The following is a 16899-nucleotide window of genomic DNA, read 5'->3' on the forward strand; positions in this document are numbered from 1 at the left end:
ATATAAATGATAAAAATCTAATTAAAGATTATTTATTTATAGATTCAACTATAGCGTCTACTAAAGCATCCATCTCACCAACATTAGCAGCTTTCATAGAAGAAGAGACAGAAACTTGAGCATCTAAAATTTCACATTGTTTCAAGTTGTTTTCAATAAATTCTTGCATTAAAGCACCAGACTTAGGAGCCCAAGAACCATTTTCAATGATAGCAAACTTACGCTTTTGAACATTAAGAGCTTTCATATCATTCAAATAGTCATGCATTGGAGGATAAATATTAAGGTTGTAAGTAACAGAAGCTAATACAACATGGCTTAATTTGAAAGTATCAGAAATTAAGTAAGAAACATGAGTGCTTGATACGTCATGCATAGTTATATTAGTAATTCCTTTTTCAGCTAATTTACAAGCTAAAACACCAACCATATTTTCAGTGTTGCCATACATAGAAGCATATACAATTAATACACCTTTTTCTTCAGGCTCATAAGTGCTCCATTTATTGTATTTGTCAAGGATATAACCTAAATTGTTTCTCCAAACAGGTCCATGTAAAGGACAGAACATTTTAATTTTATCAATAATACCGCCAGCTTTTTTGAGTAGGTTTTGTACATGAGGGCCATATTTACCAACGATGTTAGTATAATATCTTCTAGCCTCATCTAACCAATCTCTGTCAAAGTTAACTTCATCATTGAACAATCTTCCGTCTAAAGCAATGAAAGAACCGAAAGCGTCTGCAGAAAATAATACTCCATTAGTAGTATCAAAAGTAACCATAGCTTCTGGCCAGTGTACCATTTGAGCAGCAACGAAAGCAACTTCGTGTTTACCAAATTTTTTGCTGTCACCTTCTTTTACTTGTTCCTTTTTATCTTCAGGGATACTAAAACCAAACTGATCCATAAACATGAAAGCTTTTTCAGTAGCTATAACTTTAGTTTCAGGGTGTCTGATTAAAACTTCATCTATAGAAGCAGCATGATCCGGCTCCATGTGGTTAATAACCATATAGTCAAGTTTTTTACCGTTTAAAACATATTCTAAGTTATCTAAGAATTGTCTGCAAACAGCCCAGTCAACAGTATCAAAAAGAACTGTTTTTTCATCTAAAAGAACATAAGAGTTATAAGAAACACCTCTAGTTAAAGGATGTACATTTTCAAATAAAGCCAAGCGATGTTCATTCGCTCCAACCCAATATAAATCTTCAGTAACTTTTCTAACACAATGCATTATTTTCCTCCTCAAAAAATTATTAATAATTAATTTATAACTTAAGCCTTAATAAAGTTAGCTTTTTCTTCACTACATTCTGGACATACCCATTCTTCAGGAAGAGCTGTAAAGTCTGTACCTGGAGCTACTTCTGATTCTGGATCTCCGATTAATGGATTATACTCATAACCGCAGCCAGTACATACATAGATTTTAGGTATCTCGATTGTTTTCTTAGGAGTAATCTTTTTCATTTTCTTGTATGGTATCTCTGCAGGTTTTTTAGCAGCTGTTCCGCCAAGAGCTTTAGTCAATAAAGGTAAAATCTCTAATACATCTCCAACTATACCGTAGTCAGCATTTTTGAAGATTTTAGCAGAAGATTTTTTGTTTATAGCAACTATAATAGAAGCATTTTTGATACCTTTTAAATGCTGATTAGCACCAGAAATACCGCAAGCTATATATAAGTTACCATTGAATTTTTGACCTGACATACCAACATATCTTATAATAGGTAAATATTTCAACTCTTCAGCAACAGGGCGAGAACATCCTATAGCAGCACCAGCCGCTTTAGCTAAATCCTCAACTAATTTCATGTTTTCTTTAGCACCTATACCTTTACCAGCACTTACTACTCTTTCAGCATTAACAATAGGAGTATTAATATCAATACCCACAGAGAAGTCAATTCCATCTTTCTTAAGAGCAGCTACTAAAGCATCAACTTTATCTTGAACAGAACCTTCTTTGAAGATGATATTTCTTCTTTCACCAGTAATAGGACCTTTTTTAACCATAGGACCAGCAGCAGCAACAGGAGCTTTTGGCATTTTACCAAGTATAGCAGCGGAAATAACAACTTTTTGAATTTCGCTTGTACCTTCATAAATAGTACAAATCTTAGCATCACGATAAGCTCTTTCTACTATATAAGCACCTTTAATATATCCGTTACCGCCATGGATTTGAAGTGCTTGATTTACAACTTCCAAACCTATTTCAGAAGCATATAATTTAGCCATTGCAGATTCAGTACCATAAGGTTCATGTCTATCTTTCATAGCAGCAGCACTGTATATAAGAAGTCTAGCAGCACGTAATTTAGTAGCCATATCAGCAAGTTTGAAAGCAATAGCTTGTTGCTGAGCAATAGGACGTCCAAACTGTATTCTTTCTTTAGAATAAGCTACAGCAGCTTCATAAGCACCTTGAGCAATACCTAATGCTTGAGCAGCAATACCAATACGTCCTCCATCAAGAGTCTGCATTGCAATTTTGAAACCTTGTCCTTCTTTACCAAGTAAGTTTTCTTTAGGAACTTTAACATTATCAAAAAGTAATTGAGCTGTAGCAGAAGCACGAATACCTAATTTGTCGTATTTTTCACCAAATTCAAAACCTTCCCAACCTTTTTCAACTATGAAAGCACTGATACCTCTAGTACCAATACCAGGAGTAGTAACAGCGAATACTACATAAGTTTCAGCTTCAATAGAGTTAGTAATGAAGATTTTTTCACCATTTAATATATAATGATCTCCTCTTAGTTCAGCAGTAGTTTCAGTACCGCCTGCATCCGAACCTGCTTCAGGCTCAGTTAAACCGAAAGCACCTAATTTTCTGCCTTCAGCAAGAGGAACTAAATATTTTTTCTTTTGTTCTTCTGTACCAAAAGCAAATATAGGATAACTACCTAAAGAACAATGAGCTGATAAAATTACTCCCATACTTCCATCTACTCTTGAAAGCTCTTCTACAGCTATAGCATAAGCTATATTATCAAATCCTGCTCCGCCGTATTTTGTATCAAAAGGTAAACCCATAATATCTAATTTGGCTTTACCTAATTGCTTTACAGCTTCTGTTGGAAATTTACCTGTTTGATCGTGCTCATGGGCTATAGGTTTTACTACTTCTTCAGCCCAAGCTCTTATTTTAGCACGAAGTTGTTCATGCTGTTCAGTTGTTTTAAACATTTATCTCTCCTTATAACTTTATTTAATTTATAATGATTAATACCTTATTTGTTACTTCTTCTCCAAATTTTTGCTTTTTCAGCTTCTTTAACTAATTCATCTCTTAAATCAGGATGAGCGATGGATATTAAAGCCTCTGCTCTCTGCCAAGTAGACAAACCTTTTAAATTAATTTTACCATATTCAGTTACTACATAATGAGTATTGGCTCTAGTATCTGTAACAACTGTACCATTAGCAAAACTTGGAACTATTCTTGATTTTAATTGTCCGTCTTTCCCTGTTATAGTAGATGATAAACAAATGAAGCTTTTTCCGCCTTTAGATAAATAAGCACCTAACACAAAGTCTAATTGTCCGCCTGCTCCGCTTATATGTTTAAATCCTGTAGATTCAGCACTTACTTGCCCAAATAAGTCTATTTCTACAGCATTATTTATTGACATAAAATTATCTATAGAAGATATTACTCTTATATCATTAGTATAATCTACAGGAGCAGACATACATTCTGGATTATTATCTATATAGTCATACAATTTCTTAGTACCGGCACCGAATGCATAAGTTTGTTTGTATTTGTCTATATTCTTTTTAGAACCTGTAATTTTTCCAGCTAAAGACATATCAACAAAAGCATCAACATACATTTCTGTATGAACTCCTAAATCTTTTAAATCAGATTCAGCTATTAAAGAACCTACTGCATTAGGCATACCACCTATACCTAATTGTAAACATGCCCCATTAGGAATTTCTTCTACTATGAGTTTAGCTACTGTTTTATCTACTTCTGTAACTCCTACAGAAGGCATTTCTTTTATAGCAGGATTCTGACCTTCAACTATCATATCAACTTGATTAATATGTATAGCTTCTCCTCCTGTATGAGATGCTCCTAAACATCTAGGCATACTTTTATTAACTTCTACAATAACACATTTACATCTTTCTATCATAGCCTGCATATGTGAAGCATTAGGTCCAAAGTTAAAATATCCGTTTTCATCCATTTCTGATACTTGGAACATTGCTACATCTATACCAAAAGGCAAATCTCTATAATATCTTGGCATTTCAGAATAACGTATAGGGTCATAAAAACAAAATCCTTTATCTACAGCTTTTCTTTCTAATCCAGACATATGCCATGAATTCCATGTAATATGTTTAGCAACATCTTCTACTTTAAATATTTCAGGTTCCCAAAATAATATTCCTCCTCTAAAATTAAGATCATATAATTCTGGAAGTCTCCTAGCCAATGCTTTATCTAATTCTATAGGAGTAGCAGCTACCCATCCATAATCAACCCAGTCTCCTGATTTTACAACCTTTACTGCTTCATCTGGAGTAGTTAATTTCTCTTGATAAATCTTTTTAAAATCCATAAAAAACTCCCCGCTTGTAAAATTAATAGTTATTTTAATATACTCTAGTATAGTAAAATAAATTAGTATTGTCAATTAATTTTTACTCTATGTTTGTTTTTTTCCGGTTTTTAAATCATAAAAATAAAACACAATAAAATCATTATATATACTTAATAATATACATTAAATTGAGAATTAAAAATATTAAATATCAATTTAAATAAAATAATATTATATTGACTTTTAATATAATTTTAAATATAATTAAAATAGTTCTATTTTTTCGGAGATAAGAAATTTATGAAAAAAATCTTGATATGTATATTAATTATTTTTATTATTTCATGCAACAATAAGAACAACATCAATAAAATAGATCCTTATAAAGATATCATTGTTAATATTGGAAGCGATCCCAATACTATAGACCCAACCTTAAATTCAACAGGAGCAGTAACAACATACATACTTCATAATTTTGAAGGTTTAACAAAAATGGATATAAATAATAATATACAGCCAGGAATAGCCGAAAAATGGGAAATATCTGATGATGGACTTACATATACATTTCATTTAAGAACAAATGCTAAATGGTCTGATGGAAAACCGGTAACTGCTAATGATTTTCAATATAGCTGGAGAAGAGCAGCAAATCCTAGTACTAGAGCTTCATACGGTTATATGATGGAAATAATTAAAAATGCCAAAAAAATAAATATAGGACTTATGGATGTTACAAATTTAGCAGCTTATGTAATTGATGATTACACTCTACAAGTTGTATTAGAAGCTCCTTCTATTTACTTTTTAGACTTTTTAAGCTCCTCAGGTATATTTATGCCATTAAGAAAAGATATAATAGATGAATATGGATATAAATGGGCAGAAAATATTGATACATACATATGTAATGGACAATATATAATTAAAGAGAGGGTAATTGGTGAAAAAATTGTAATGGAAGAAAATCCGTACTATTATGATAAGGATGAGATTGTAGCTAAAAGAATAACCTTTATATCAAGTGCAAATGTAGCAGATATAAGAGATAAATTATTAAATGGAGAAGTACATTTTTCTTCAATAGAGCCCCATAAGGATGATATAAATTATCTTATGAGTAATGGGTATATAGTAAACAATGAAGCTATAGGTACGCATTATTTAGAATTAAATATTACAAATTCGGCATTAAAAAACAAAATGGTTAGACAGGCCTTGGCATTGGCAATAGATAGGAAATTTATATCTGATAATGTTCTTAAAGGTCAAATACCTGCAGGTGCTTTTGTACCGCCTGCTATAAAAGGTAAAAAACAGTCATTCAGAGTTGAATCGAGCAATTATATAGATTTGGATAATTATGAAAATAATGTAATTAAAGCTAAAGAATTAATGGCCAAAGCAGGATATAAAAATGGAGAAAATTATCCTACTTTAGAAATGAAAGTATCTCCCGGAACATTTTATGAACTTGGAAAAGCCATACAAACAATGTGGAAAGATAATCTAAATATTAATGTCCGCCTAATAGAAGAAGAATTTCCTGTAACATTAATTGCATTAACAAAAAAGAAATATCAAATTGCAAGAATGGGATGGACTGGAGATTATTATGACCCTATGACTATGCTTGATATTATGTTAAGCTATGGAGGAGTAAATCATTCCGGATTTTCTAATGCTCAGTATGACAAACTAATAAATGAAGCTAAAACTACTCATAATAACAATTTAAGAATAGAATATATGAAACAAGCTGAAGCAATATTAATGGATGAAATGCCTATAATACCGTTATATTATAAATCAAATTATCTTATGGTTAGTCCAAAATTAAAAGATTTTGTTATAAACTCTATTGGAAGGTATAGATTTAATTATTGCTACATAGAAAAATAATCAAAATTTTAAAGGTTTAATACAAATGAAAAATATAATATCATTATTAATTATTATATTTGCAGTAATATCATGCAATGCGAATAATAATATACAAAATAATAATAAATCTGGAGAAATATCAATAAATCTTGGAGGAGAACCAAGAACTTTAGACCCTACTCTCAATTCATTAAGTTTCGGATCTATTTATATGATTCACTTTTTTGAAGGTTTAACTAAAAAAGATAATAAAGATAATGTAGTACCCTGTATGGCAGAAAGCTGGGATATATCGGAAGATGGTTTAATATACACATTTCATATAAGAACAAATGCCAAATGGTCAGACGGAAAATCTGTAACAGCAAATGATTTTGAATATGCATTAAAAAGAGCCGTTGATCCAAAAACTGCCGCAGCATATTCTTATATGTTAAGCATTATAAAAAATGCAAGTTCAATATTAATCGGAAAAATATCTCCTGAAGAATTACAAGTAAAATCTATAGATGATTATACACTTGAAATAACATTAGAAAACCCTACCCCATATTTTTTAGAATACATATCAGTAAGCAGCCCTTATTTTCCTGTAAGAAAGGATATTATAGAAAAATATGGTGATGAATGGACTAAAAATCCGGAAACTTATATAGTTAACGGCGCGTATGTTATGACAGAAAGAAAAACTGATGAAAAAATAGTTATGGAAATTAACACAAACTATTATGATAAAGATTCTATAATAGCTAAAAAAATAAATGTTCTTATAATGGATGATTCCAATACAGCATTAGCTGCTATGAAATCAGGAGATTTGCAGTTTTCAGTTATAGAAGCTCCTATGGGTGAAATACCTGCTTTAATAAAAGAAAATTTTATACTGCAGGAACCAGCCTTTGGAATATACTTCTTAGAAATCAATTCAGCTAAAGGAGTATTGACAAATCAAAATGTAAGAAAAGCATTGTCTCTTGCATTTGACAGAAAATATATTATATCTAATGTAACAAAAATGAATCAAATACCTGCTGGTGCTTTTGTGCCTCCAAATATGAGCGATTATAATGGGGATTTTAGAGGAAATGGTGGAAATTATATAGATTATAATAATTATGAAGAAAATATTAAAAAAGCTAAGCAATTAATGGAAGAAGCAGGATATACAAACGGAGAAAATTTCCCTGTATTAGAAATAAGAACTACACCTGGATATTTTACTATTATATGCGAAGCTATGCAGGATATGTATAAAGAAAATTTAGGTATAGATATTATTATAAAATCTGAAGAATACAATGTTACATATCAAGCTATGGTTGAAAAAGATTATGATTTAGCTAGAACCGGATGGACTGCTGATTACAGCGATCCTATGGCTATGCTTAACTTTTTTTCTAAATTTAGTTCTATGAATCATAGCGGATTTTATAATGAAAAATATAATAATTTAATAGAAACTGCATCAAAAACTAATAATCAGGAAATAAGAATGAAAGCTCTTCATGAAGCAGAAGACATACTATTTGATTATATGCCTATTATACCAATAATTTATAGAATGGATCCTTTTATGATAAGTCCGAAATTAAAAGGGGCAATATTCAATCCATTAGGAAGATACAGATTTCATTATTCATACTTAGAATAGAATATTGTACTTTTTAAAATTATGTACTATACTATAATTACTATATGATAGGAGATAGGCAATGCAAAAAATTATTAGTATAGTTCTTATAATATCGCTTGTGATGATATCATGTTCAAAAAAAGCATCTGAAGCTGAAGGCATAATTGTTTCATTGGGCGGAGAAGTTGCTACAATAGATCCTCATTTAAATAATGCCAATATAGGTACAGTTTATATAAGACATTTCTTTGAAGGTCTTATGAAAAAAGATAAAGATGGTAAAATAGTAGGCGGAATGGCTGAAAATTATAAAATAAGTGAAGATGGTCTTACTTACACTTTTTATTTAAGAACTAATGCTAAATGGTCTGATGGTGTTCCTGTAACAGCTGAAGATTTTGTCTATAGTTATAGAAGATTCGTAGACCCAAGAACAGCTGCTCCTTATGCTACACTTATGGCACCTGTAAAAAATGCATTAAAAGTTACTGCCGGAGATATTCCTATAGAAGAGCTAGGAATAAAAAAGATAGATGATTATACTGTTGAAATAACTTTAGAAAATCCTACAGCTTATTTTTTAGAATTAGCTGAGATGTTTCTGCCTGTAAGAAAAGACATTATAGAAAAATTTGGAGATACTTGGGTATTAAATCCTGAAAGTTATATAGGCAATGGTCCTTACAAAATGACAGAAAGAGTAAGAGATGAAAAAATTACAATGGAAATTAACACTAATTATTATGCCAAAGATGAATTAGTAGCTAAAAATATCACTATATCTATGATAGCTGATAGAAATACTGCTTTGGCTGCTGTTAGAAATGGACAAATACATTTTTCTAATTTGATACCTACACAAGAAATAGAAAATCTAAAAAAAGAAGGTCTTACTGTAGTAAATCATGCTTATGGAACTGTATTTTTTGAAATAAATCTTACAAATGAAGCATTTACAGATTCAAGAGTACGCAGGGCATTAGCTCTTGCTATAGACAGAAATTATATAGTAGAATCTATTAATAAATCTGATCAATTACCTGCCGGTGCTTTTGTACCGCCTCTAATTAGCGATTATGAAGGAGAGTTCAGAGCAAACGGAGGAGATTATATAAGCGTAAAAAATGAAGATTATCAAAAAAATGTAGAAGAAGCAAAAAAGTTAATGGCTGAGGCAGGATATCCTAATGGTGAAGGATACCCTGTTATAGAAGTATTAGTTGCTAATGACGGAAATGTTGTTATGGTTGAAGCTATACAGCAAATGTGGAAAAATATAGGTGTTGATGCCATTATTATACCTAGAGAATGGTCTGTTATTTCTCAAAATTTCAGAGAATTAAGTTATCAAATGGTATTAAGCGGATGGACTGGGGACTATAATGATCCTATGACTATGCTTGATTTATATTTAAGCTATACGCCTAGCAATCCTGGTTATAATAATCCCGAATATGACAAATTAATTGAAAGTTCTAAATATATAGTTAACAATAAAGAAAGAATGAAAGTTCTGCATGAAGCGGAAGCTATACTAATGAATGATATGCCTATAATTCCAATACATTATAGATCAAATGTTCTAATGATTTCAAAGAAACTGAAAGATTATGAATTAGATCCTTTAGGAAAATATAGATTTCATTACGCTTACTTAGAAAAATAATTTTTAATAAAGGGAGGATTGATTATAAAAAATTAATCCTCTTTTTTATTTTGACTTTCTGTAATTATCTATAAAAATATTATATGGATACAATTTAAAAGAATCATTATAAACATTTTCAAGCAGATTTTTTATTAAATTAAGTTTTTCTTTAAATGTTTTATTTTTATCTTTAACTTTATTAAACTCTATAAAAAATGACTTCTTTACTATTTTCATAAAGACATTAATTCTTATTAACTCATCAAAAATATAACCATTAGGAACTTTTAATTTTTTTATTATTATAAAGAAAATAGAAAGTAAATATAAAACAGAAGCTATTCTAATAAAATAAATTACAGTAAAATCGGCACCAACTTTATCTATATATAATCCAAATATTTTATAGTATTCACCTCTTGAATTTAACGCCTGAATTATAAATATTGCTAAAAAATAAGGAATTAAATGCAATAGCCTCTTTATAGTTTTATAAATAGATTTGGTAAATATTATATGAAGTATAAAAGAAGCTATTGCAATATATATTAATAAATTTACTTTTACAAAGAAAATACTTATAAATATAAATAAAGCTAATAAAATAGAAATAATATAAAGCATTATTTTATTTTACACGCTCAACATAACTGTCATCTCTAGTATCTACTTTAATTTTATCGCCTATATTAATAAATAAAGGAACATTAACCTCAATACCTGTTTGAAGTTTAGCAGGCTTTAAAGTAGAACCTGTAGTATCTCCTTTAAATCCAGGCTCTGTATAAGTAACTTCTAAAACAACATGTATAGGAAAACGAACTGCTGTAACTTCATCATTTATATATTGTAAATCTACTTCGCTGTTATCTAATAAATAATATTTACTGTCTCCCAATATATCAGAATTAACATGCACTTGCTCATAATTATCCAATATCATAAATATATAACTGTCGCCTTCTTCATATAAATATTGTGCTTTTTTGTATGATATATCAGCTTCTTCAACGCTTTCTGTAGATGCAAAAGTTTTTTCTATCATGTTTCCTTTAAGCATATTTTTCAATTTTGTTTTCACATTTGCTTTTCTTTGCTGTGCTCTGTGAAAATGTGCATCTACTACTAAATAAGTTTCTCCGTCTAAAATAATAGCATCGCCTTTTCTTAAATCATTTACTGGTAACATTAAAATCCCCTAAAATTTTGATATTCTGTTTTTGTGTATGAATTATATTTTATTAATGATAAAATTTCAATATTTTATTTTAACTTAATATATTTTTAATTCTCATCCCTAAACTTTGCCGGGTCTGTAAAAGGACGCCTTCCCTGATGCTTCGATAAATAAATAATATTACTTGCTATAGTTGTAAATCCATTATCTCCGTATTTCATTATAGTTTCTTTGGCTTGCTTATCTTTCATCATAGGATATGCCAAAGGAACATCATCTATAAATAAATGACATAGTATACGCCCGAAAATATCATAAGAGCCTACAAGCATGCTTACATTAGAAGCATTTTTTATTTTATTTTCAACATAAGCTTTAACATTAGTTCCATAATTTTGTTTTAATTCAGGAGCATCAAGTCCTATAAATCTGTAATAATTATCTTTATATTTTATAGTATCTCCATCAACTACTCTTATACTGTTTTTATCAAGTTCTGATAAATATTTATACAGATCATCATTAAAATTAGAATCTATTTTATAAAAGTTTTCATTTGTCAATGATAAAAAAATTTTGGTATTATTATTGTCTTTTAAAGTTAAATATTCATCACTGTTTATATCATCTATACTCAATACAACTTGACAGCATTTTATATTTAAAGACTTTAATTTATTGATAAAATCTTTTTCAGAAGAGTAAAACATTATGCTATCTTTGAACATATGAGAGTAAAGCATAAATCTAAAATTTCCAATATATTTAACGCTTGGAAAATGCATGCTTATATAATTTTTACTATCATCATTTAAAAACTCATCATAAACATACACTTTATCTCTGTTTTTTATATAATCATAAATAATTCTAGTTTTATTATTTTCTATCATGCTTATAATTGATTCTGAGTCAATAAATAAATCTCTGCTTTCTTTAAAATTAGAAATCCTTATAATAAAAATCAAAGCAAGTATTATTAAAGCAGAAAAAATAAAAACTTTTATAATCTTTTTATTTTTTTTATTAGAAGTTCGCATTTAGCTTTTATATCCTCAGAAGACACTATTTCTGTAAGCATGCATAAACTCATAGCATTATGTTCTATAAGCAAATCCATATTATTTAATTTTATACCGCCTATACAAACAAAAGGCACATCAATATTTTTAACAACATAATCAAGATAATCAATACCCGTAGCCTCATTAGCATCAGGTTTAGTGTTAGTTGAAAATATAGGTCCAATTCCAATATAATCGGCACTTGTATTAACTGCCTCATTAGCTTGATTTTTGTTAGTGGTAGAAAGCCCAATAATCATATCATAGCCTACTATTTTTCTTACTGCTTCAATAGGCATATCTTTTTGTCCAATATGAACACCGTCAGCTTCAACTGCAATTGCCAAATCAGCATAATCATCTATTATAAATAAAGCGTCATATTTTTTTGTAAGCTCTCTAATCTTTAAGCATTCCTCATACTTTTCACGCATATATTTATTTGGATTATCTTTTTCTCTGTATTGAATTATTTTAATACCTGCCTCAAGCATTGATTTTACAACTTCTATATTATTTCTTCCGTTAGAAAAATCTTCTGCTGTTACACAGTATATTGAATCTTTAAAATATTTTTCCTTTAAAATCTCTCTTCTTTTATTTATATCTTTTAATCCTTTAATATCTTTCATAAATAAGTCCTGAAATTTATTTGTTACATTTTATATTTTTTCAAATATTAAGTAAAGTATCAAAATTATTCGCATGCAGAGAAAAATAATAAATATTAATAAATTAACATTCATATTTATTTAATAGACAAAAATCGATTAAACATGCGTTAAATAAAATTCTAAATTTAATCAAAACTTGGGTGGGTGCTGAAAATTCTAATAAAAGCAACAAAATAAATGAAAGTAAAAACATCAAAATAAAGCAATTAAGAATAAAGGGCGGGGTATGTAATAAAAGTTTTAAAATTTATTTTCATTTGCCCACTCTTTAGGCTTTTTAATTTTTTCTGATATTTTTGTATTACTTTTCTTTTAAACTTTCAATAGTTATTTTAGCTGCCCACCCAAGTTGTATTTAAATTTATCGCATATTCACCGCACGTAGAACAAAACTAAAAATATAAATTACTTTGCAATTCAAATTTTATTATATTGGAAATTTTGCTAACCGTGCGTTAGATAAAGTTTTATTAACAAATTTATATTTTTTAGATATATAAAAACAAGCAGTTTTTGCGACATTTTTTGTCATATACTTATTATACACTATTAATAAATCGTTAATGGGAGTGCCTACTTATGTATAAAACTATAAAAGAAAAAATTAAAGAAGCAAAAGAAATATTATCAAATGAAGCAGAAAATAAAGAAGCATTAAAAATACTATACACATCATATATGCAGATTGAAAACTATGAGAAATCAAAAATATATTTAGAGAAATATTTGGAAATAGAAAAAAATGATTATAATGCTTGGAAAATATTAGGTAATTACTTGGATATGGATAATAATTTCAAAGAATCTGAAAAAGCATATTTGAAGGCTCTTGAAATTAATGATAGAGATATAAGAGTATTTGCTAATTTAGCAAGAACTTATATTAAATTAGATGATAAAGATAATGCCTATAAAACTATACAAAAAGCTATTGAATTAAAAAGCAGTGATGAAAAAATGACAATAGAAATATCAAATATTCTATGTTTGATAAATAAATATGATGAAGCTATTAATCTGCTTGAAAATTTTTATCAAATCTGTTATTCAAAATCTTTAACTGAACAATTAGCATATATTTATGAAACAGTACATAGTTATGATAATGCTGTAGAGCTATATAAATTATTAAATGATGAAAAATCACTTTTAAATATATATCTATATTCAACAAATCAATTCAAAGAAGCAGCAAAAATTTGCAGAAAAAATATATATATGAATTATTACGATTACGGATATAAATTAGCTAATATATATTTATTTTTAGGACACAGTAAAAAAGCAATGAAAATACTGAAATTGGCGAAAGATAATGATAAACATTTTTATATGCTAGCTTATATGGAAAGATTAGCTAAAATTTATGAGGCTGCTAAAAAATATTCCAAAGCAGCATATATGAGAGAACAAATGGCTAATATTGATCCTGATGAAGAAATAAACTGGGCTTATTTATCAAAATACAGATTTTTATCTAATGATTATGACAGAGCAATAGAAGCAGCAAAAGAAGCATTAGAAATAGATAAAGACTATAGAGTTCCTTTATATTATCTTGCTGCAAGTTATAAAAAACAGGGAAAAGATAAAAAGGCTTATAAAATATATAATAAATTAATAAGTAATTTTGAAAACAGGGCGGAAATATTAAAAAACTTTTATTATAAAAATCTGTATAAGTACTGTAAAACAGAAGAAGAAAAAGAAGATTTTCATAATACAGATTGGAAATATGAAAGAGTTAGTAAAGAAGAATTATTATACACATTATTAAGCTACAAAGATTTAGGAGAATATCAAAAAATAAAAGAAGTTTTTAATGATTACATATACAGAGAAAAAGATAATAATAAAAAAGATATATATTTTTTTGAAAATAAAAATATAAAAATATACATGAATAAATTTCATTATAATGATGGTTATATAACTTCTATTGAAATTGGAGAAATATTTGAAGAATTAGAAATGTATGAAGAAGCTTTATTTATATATTTCGATGTTCTAAATAAATATTCTTATGATGAAAAAATAGGCATTTATCATAGACTTTACAGCTGTTATAAAAAATTAAATAAAGATGATTTGGCAAAAGAAATATTGAACATAGCAAAAGATATAGGAATTAATACAAATAATTTTGATGAATAATAAAGTTATAAATTAATTTTTTAGAAAAAATAGGAGAATAAAATGCTAGATAATAAAAAAAATTACACAATAGAAGAAATAAAAGAATTAATAAATAAAAGCATAAATAATGAAGAACTTGAAGATAACGATGAGCTTCACTATAAAGAAGCTCAAGAAATATTAAAGAAGCATTTAAAAAATGATCCTAATAATAAAGAATTATTATTTTTATTAGCTTTGGTGCAGTATGATGGTTCATATATTTATGATAAATATAAAAAAGTAATAAAAATATTGAAAAAACTTTTAAATCTTAATTATAAAAAAGATAAAGTATTATACTATTTAGCAGCATCATATTATTATGACAGCGATTATGATAATAATAAAAAAATACAAAAAGAAATTATTGAATTATTAGAAAATGCAATCGAATTAAACAATAAAGATTCTGAATATTGGTATTTACTTGGAAAAGCACATTTCTTTGTTATAAAAGATTATGATAAAGCTATAGAGTTTCATAAAAAAGCAGCTGAAATAAATTATACAGAGACAATTCGTAACCATAAAGAATATTATTATTATACATTGGGGAAAATAAATTTATATTTAGGAAAAAGCCAAGAGGCTATAGAAAATTTTAAAAAAGCTATAAAAGATTCAATAGATTGTTTTAATGATTTTTATGAAAACTCTAATTATTGGCATTATTTAGGATTAAGCTATGAAAAAAACGGACAGTATGATGAAGCTTTGAAAAGTTATGAAAGGGCATTAGATATATATCTAAGAAGCGAGTTAGATGATTATTTTTATGATTGTTTAAAGGCATTAAAATCATTGTATGATTTATATAAAAAACTCGGTAAAAATGATGATGCTATATACGCCTTGAAAAACAGTATAAAAAAGGATATATCAGCACCATTTATGATTATACCTTTTGGTGATGAGGATTTTAAAGGAAGCGAAACTTATAATGATATAGTTCAGGCATATAATGATATTATAGATGATAGTTGGTATTATCATCTGTCAAATGCATGCCGTGAAGAGCTTGCAGATCTTTATATAAGATATGGAGAATATGATAAAGCTATAGAATTATATAATCAAATATCTATAGAAAATTATAAAAATATAGCTGAAACATATATAAAAGCAAAAAATTATAAAAAGACAGTAGATACATATAAAATGATTATAAAAATGTATCCTGATAATGAATTGAATTGTTATATTGATATTGCCCGTACTTATGAAAAGGCAGAAAATTATAAAGAAGTTGTTAATTATTACAATAAAGCTATAGAAATTGACAGTGAAAATTCGGACTATTATATTAATATTGCTGAAATTTATAAAAAATTAGAAAACTATGAAGAAGCTGTTAATTATTATAATAAAGCTATAGAAATTTTAAATAAACCATGCGAATATCATGAAAAATTAGCAGAATGTTATGAAAGTCTTGAAAAATACAATAATTCTATAGAAGCATATAAAGAATATTTAAAAATAGATGATGATGAACTATTCTTATATGATACATATACAAATGACAGCAGTAAACTTGATACATTAAAAAAGATTGCTTCTTTATATGATAAACTTAATGATATAGAAAATAGAAATTTATATTATGAAAAAGCCATAAAAAAATGCAGAGAACTTATAAAAAAAGATAAGAGAAACAAAGAAGGATATTTAAAAGAAATAGCAGATATTTATATAAAAATAGGAAATAAAAAAAAGCATTTGAAATATATAATGACTTAATAAAAAACTATAATAAAAAAATATCAAGAAATAAAAATAATTATGGGCTTTTTGAAAAACAGGCTAATTTATATTTGAAAATTGATGATAAAGAAAGTACATTAGAAACATACAATAAAGCTATAGAAGTATGCCTTAAAAATATAAAAAGTTTTGAAAATAAAAAAATATCGATTTCAGATAATGATGATAAAAATAAAATAAGTTCTTATATGAAAGATTTATCATATTTAGCATTTTTCTATCAAAAAGTTTCAAAACCAGATAAAAGCATACATATTTATGAAGAGCTTATAAAAATATATGAAGAAAATATAA

At 27.5% G+C, this 16899-nt stretch carries 12 protein-coding genes and 1 pseudogene; 6 read left to right on the plus strand and 7 right to left on the minus strand.

The features are described from left to right. Positions 1-28: 28 nt before the first annotated feature. From T324_RS0113080 to T324_RS0113090, 3 genes are read right to left on the minus strand one after another with little or no spacing between them, the layout of a single operon-like run. Positions 29-1243, minus strand: a complete 1215-nt coding sequence (locus T324_RS0113080; protein WP_028330667.1) for an FprA family A-type flavoprotein — start codon at positions 1241-1243, stop codon at positions 29-31. Positions 1244-1284: 41 nt separating this feature from the next. Continuing rightward, on the minus strand, positions 1285-3207 hold the full coding sequence (locus T324_RS18605) for an acyl-CoA dehydrogenase family protein (protein ID WP_084548665.1): 1923 nt from the start codon (positions 3205-3207) through the stop codon (positions 1285-1287). 44 nt (positions 3208-3251) lie between these two features. Further along, entirely contained in the window at positions 3252-4598 is a 1347-nt protein-coding gene (locus tag T324_RS0113090) for a butyryl-CoA:acetate CoA-transferase (RefSeq protein WP_028330668.1), read from the minus strand. A gap of 282 nt (positions 4599-4880) precedes the next feature. Here T324_RS0113090 and T324_RS0113095 point away from each other — a divergent pair, with 282 nt between their 5' ends. From T324_RS0113095 to T324_RS0113105, 3 genes are all read left to right on the plus strand, one after another. Then, positions 4881-6485, plus strand: coding sequence for a peptide ABC transporter substrate-binding protein (locus T324_RS0113095; protein ID WP_028330669.1), 1605 nt, complete (start codon positions 4881-4883; stop codon positions 6483-6485). 25 nt (positions 6486-6510) lie between these two features. Next, positions 6511-8118, plus strand: a complete 1608-nt coding sequence (locus T324_RS0113100; RefSeq protein WP_028330670.1) for a peptide ABC transporter substrate-binding protein — start codon at positions 6511-6513, stop codon at positions 8116-8118. A gap of 61 nt (positions 8119-8179) precedes the next feature. Then, entirely contained in the window at positions 8180-9766 is a 1587-nt protein-coding gene (locus tag T324_RS0113105) for a peptide ABC transporter substrate-binding protein (RefSeq protein ID WP_028330671.1), read from the plus strand. A 45-nt stretch (positions 9767-9811) separates the two neighbouring features. Here T324_RS0113105 and T324_RS0113110 read toward each other — a convergent pair whose 3' ends face one another. The 4 genes from T324_RS0113110 to thiE form a co-directional block, all read right to left on the minus strand. Then, positions 9812-10372: an energy-coupling factor transporter transmembrane component T family protein gene (locus T324_RS0113110; RefSeq protein ID WP_028330672.1), complete on the minus strand. Its 561-nt coding sequence runs from the start codon at positions 10370-10372 to the stop codon at positions 9812-9814. 4 nt (positions 10373-10376) lie between these two features. Beyond that, a complete protein-coding gene (gene efp, locus T324_RS0113115) occupies positions 10377-10937 on the minus strand; it encodes an elongation factor P (RefSeq protein WP_028330673.1) in 561 nt (186 codons plus the stop codon). Between the two features lie 95 nt (positions 10938-11032). After that, complete coding sequence (locus T324_RS0113120; RefSeq protein WP_028330674.1) at positions 11033-11965, minus strand: thermonuclease family protein; 933 nt, start codon at positions 11963-11965, stop codon at positions 11033-11035. Continuing rightward, positions 11929-12621 (minus strand): thiamine phosphate synthase, encoded by a 693-nt coding sequence (thiE, locus tag T324_RS0113125; RefSeq protein WP_028330675.1) that lies wholly within the window; start codon positions 12619-12621, stop codon positions 11929-11931. The genes T324_RS0113120 and thiE overlap by 37 nt, the downstream gene beginning before the upstream one ends. Before the next feature lie 621 nt (positions 12622-13242). Here thiE and T324_RS0113130 point away from each other — a divergent pair. The 3 genes and pseudogenes from T324_RS0113130 to T324_RS18610 all read left to right on the plus strand — a co-directional run. Next, the gene (locus tag T324_RS0113130; protein WP_028330676.1) at positions 13243-14817 is read left to right on the plus strand and encodes a tetratricopeptide repeat protein; all 1575 of its coding nucleotides are present in this window, start codon (positions 13243-13245) and stop codon (positions 14815-14817) included. 42 nt (positions 14818-14859) lie between these two features. Continuing rightward, positions 14860-16581 carry a tetratricopeptide repeat protein gene (locus T324_RS17390; RefSeq protein WP_245580720.1) on the plus strand — a complete coding sequence of 574 codons (1722 nt, stop codon included), beginning with the start codon at positions 14860-14862 and terminating at the stop codon, positions 16579-16581. Positions 16582-16655: 74 nt separating this feature from the next. Continuing rightward, positions 16656-16899, plus strand: a pseudogene (locus T324_RS18610) (tetratricopeptide repeat protein); the annotation flags it as partial.

Source organism: Brachyspira alvinipulli ATCC 51933, assembly GCF_000518245.1.
Taxonomy (GTDB): Bacteria; Spirochaetota; Brachyspiria; order Brachyspirales; family Brachyspiraceae; genus Brachyspira; species Brachyspira alvinipulli.

What these genes read in the sequence shown, in the direction of transcription:
- T324_RS0113080 (WP_028330667.1), bottom strand. Translation starts at nt 1,243, where the DNA reads ATGCATTGTGTTAGAAAAGTTACTGAAGATTTATATTGGGTTGGAGCG.
- T324_RS18605 (WP_084548665.1), bottom strand. Translation starts at nt 3,207, where the DNA reads ATGTTTAAAACAACTGAACAGCATGAACAACTTCGTGCTAAAATAAGA.
- T324_RS0113090 (WP_028330668.1), bottom strand. Translation starts at nt 4,598, where the DNA reads ATGGATTTTAAAAAGATTTATCAAGAGAAATTAACTACTCCAGATGAA.
- T324_RS0113095 (WP_028330669.1), top strand. Translation starts at nt 4,881, where the DNA reads ATGAAAAAAATCTTGATATGTATATTAATTATTTTTATTATTTCATGC.
- T324_RS0113100 (WP_028330670.1), top strand. Translation starts at nt 6,511, where the DNA reads ATGAAAAATATAATATCATTATTAATTATTATATTTGCAGTAATATCA.
- T324_RS0113105 (WP_028330671.1), top strand. Translation starts at nt 8,180, where the DNA reads ATGCAAAAAATTATTAGTATAGTTCTTATAATATCGCTTGTGATGATA.
- T324_RS0113110 (WP_028330672.1), bottom strand. Translation starts at nt 10,372, where the DNA reads ATGCTTTATATTATTTCTATTTTATTAGCTTTATTTATATTTATAAGT.
- efp (WP_028330673.1), bottom strand. Translation starts at nt 10,937, where the DNA reads ATGTTACCAGTAAATGATTTAAGAAAAGGCGATGCTATTATTTTAGAC.
- T324_RS0113120 (WP_028330674.1), bottom strand. Translation starts at nt 11,965, where the DNA reads ATGCGAACTTCTAATAAAAAAAATAAAAAGATTATAAAAGTTTTTATT.
- thiE (WP_028330675.1), bottom strand. Translation starts at nt 12,621, where the DNA reads ATGAAAGATATTAAAGGATTAAAAGATATAAATAAAAGAAGAGAGATT.
- T324_RS0113130 (WP_028330676.1), top strand. Translation starts at nt 13,243, where the DNA reads ATGTATAAAACTATAAAAGAAAAAATTAAAGAAGCAAAAGAAATATTA.
- T324_RS17390 (WP_245580720.1), top strand. Translation starts at nt 14,860, where the DNA reads ATGCTAGATAATAAAAAAAATTACACAATAGAAGAAATAAAAGAATTA.